1 protein-coding gene is annotated in these 304 nt (G+C 41.8%); it reads left to right on the top strand.

Translation table 11 applies throughout. From position 1 onward, the window contains the following. Window positions 1-304: substrate-binding domain-containing protein (locus ACSG5Z_RS30545; RefSeq protein WP_435712823.1), on the top strand; the 304-nt coding region annotated here is incomplete at both ends.

Raw genomic sequence — 304 nt, forward strand, 5'->3', positions numbered from 1 at the left:
GCCTATTTACTCAGTAAAGGCCATGAAAAAATCGGAATCTGTTTAGCAAGAAAAACGAGTGCAACTTCTATGGAGCGCGAAAAAGCATTTGCTGATACGCTGCATAACGACGGTAAAACGGTACATCCAGATTGGATTTTTCATCAATGCTATACGATGCAGGATGGTGCAAAAATACTTCATCGCATTTTACACATGAAAAATCGCCCAACCGCTATTTTTACAGCGAACGATCAAGTTGCAGCTGGTTTATTAACAGAGGCGCGAAAACATGGCATTCGAGTCCCTGAAGAACTTGCTATCG

It is taken from the genome of Bacillus pretiosus (assembly GCF_051294775.1).
In the GTDB taxonomy this organism is placed as follows: Bacteria; Bacillota; Bacilli; order Bacillales; family Bacillaceae_G; genus Bacillus_A; species Bacillus_A wiedmannii.